General features: G+C 71.4%; 2 protein-coding genes. Both read right to left on the bottom strand.

From position 1 onward, the window contains the following. Nucleotides 1–146: 146 nt before the first annotated feature. Nucleotides 147–1202, bottom strand: a complete 1056-nt coding sequence (locus U1T56_RS24040; protein ID WP_418162026.1) for an ABC transporter permease subunit — start codon at nucleotides 1200–1202, stop codon at nucleotides 147–149. Nucleotides 1203–1233: 31 nt separating this feature from the next. Further along, nucleotides 1234–1823 (bottom strand): ATP-binding cassette domain-containing protein (locus tag U1T56_RS24035; RefSeq protein WP_418162025.1); only part of this gene is annotated, 590 nt, incomplete at its 5' end.

Raw genomic sequence — 1823 nt, 5'->3', positions numbered from 1 at the left:
GGCGAGCGCCAAGGCCGCGCCCGCGAGCAGCAGGTTTTTCCACATCCGAGTTGTCTCCCTGGCCCCTCCCCGGGCTCGCCGGCGGCGGACCAGGGACCGCCGGGAGCCTGCACGACCGGCCCTTTGGGGCCGGAGCTCTCGAGGGCTCAGGTGCGGGCACTGCCCTGCAGCCGGACGCGGTCGAGGGCGACGGCGCCGATGATCACCAGGCCCTTGATGATGAACTGCCAGATGTCCGAGACCCCCATGAGGATGAGGCCGTTCGACAGCACGGCGATGATCAGCGCGCCGATCAGCGTGCCCCAGATCGAGCCGATGCCGCCGACGAAGCTGGTGCCGCCCAGGATCACCGCCGCGATCGCGTCGAGCTCGTAGGCCTGGCCGATCTGCAGGCCGTTGGCGGCGAACAGCCGCGCCGCGGTCATCACCCCGCCCAGGCCGGCGAGCAGGCCCGAGGTGGCGTAGACGAACAGCAGCACCGTCCAGACCTTGATCCCCGACAGCCGCGCCGCCGCCGGGTTGCCGCCCACGGCGTAGATCCGCAGGCCCAAAACCGTGCGCCGCAGCACGAACCAGGAAACGACGATGACGAGAAAGGCGATGACGGCGAGCCAGGGCAGGGTCACGCCGGGGGCGATCGGGATGCCGGCATTGCCGATGAAGGCGAACGGCAGGTCGGGGTTGAACACGGTGGTGTCGCCGCCCATCAGCCGCGCCAGGCCGCGCACGGCGGTCAAGGAGCCGAGGGTGACGATGAACGGCGGCAGGCCGACAAAGGCGATCAGCGCGCCGTTGAGCAGGCCGAACAACAGGCCGGTGAGCAGCGCGGCGGGGATGCCGAGCAGGCCCCAGCCCGGGATCAGGGAGGCGAGCAGGGCCGCCATGGCGGCCGCGGCCAGGATCGAGCCGACCGAGAGGTCGATGCCGCCGGTGAGGATGACGAAGGTCATCCCGGCGGCGAGCACGGTGTTGATCGAGGCCTGCTGCGCCACGATCGAGATGTTCTGCGGCGTGAAGAAGCGGCCGTCGCTGAAGTAGTGGAAGGCGATGCCGAGCAGGATCAGCACCGGCAACATGCCCACCGCCTGGAGCAGGCCGCGCAGGCGCACCTGCCGCGCCGACAGCCCGGCGCCGCCGGATGCCGGCGCCGGGGTCCCGGTCGGCGTTGCCGCCGGGGCGGTTGCGGGCTGCGTTTCGGCCATCTTTCGCCTCTCCTCGATCGTGCCCGGCCACTCAGGCGGCATGCGCCACGCCGGCGGCGAGCGCCATGATGTTCTCCTGGGTGATCGGCCGGCCCGTCGGCCCGCCGAGCTCGCCCTCGATGTGGCCCTCGCGCATCACCAGCACCCGGTCGCAGATGCCGATGATCTCCGGCATCTCGCTCGAGATCACGATCACCCCGATCGCGCGCCGGGCGAGATCGTCGATGATCCGGTAGATCTCGGACTTGGCGCCGATGTCGACCCCGCGCGTCGGCTCGTCCAGGATCAAAACCTTGGGCTCGGTCTCGAGCCAGCGCGAGAGCAGCACCTTCTGCTGGTTGCCGCCCGAGAGGCTGCCGACCGTGACCAGCGGGCTCGCCGCCCGGATCCTGAGCGCCTGGAAGGCGGCCTGCGCCCGGCGCCGGGCCGCGGCGAGGTTCAAGACACCGCCCCGGCCCGCGTCGCGGTCGATCACGCCGAGGTTGATGTTCTCGCCGCAGGACATGTCGAGGAACAGGCCGAGCCCCTTGCGATCCTCGGTGAGGTAGGCGAGCCCGGCATCGAGCGCGTCCTTGGGCGTCCGCGCCTGGAGCGGCCGGCCGTCGACCAGCACCTCGCCGC

The organism is Benzoatithermus flavus, assembly GCF_037908215.1.
Lineage (GTDB): Bacteria > Pseudomonadota > Alphaproteobacteria > Geminicoccales > Geminicoccaceae > Benzoatithermus > Benzoatithermus flavus.
Note: the sequence above shows the minus strand (reverse complement) of the source record. Positions and strands in the feature narration are given on the sequence as shown.

Excerpts from the sequence above, each read along its gene's own strand:
- U1T56_RS24040 (WP_418162026.1), bottom strand. The coding sequence starts at position 1,202 with ATGGCCGAAACGCAGCCCGCAACCGCCCCGGCGGCAACGCCGACCGGG.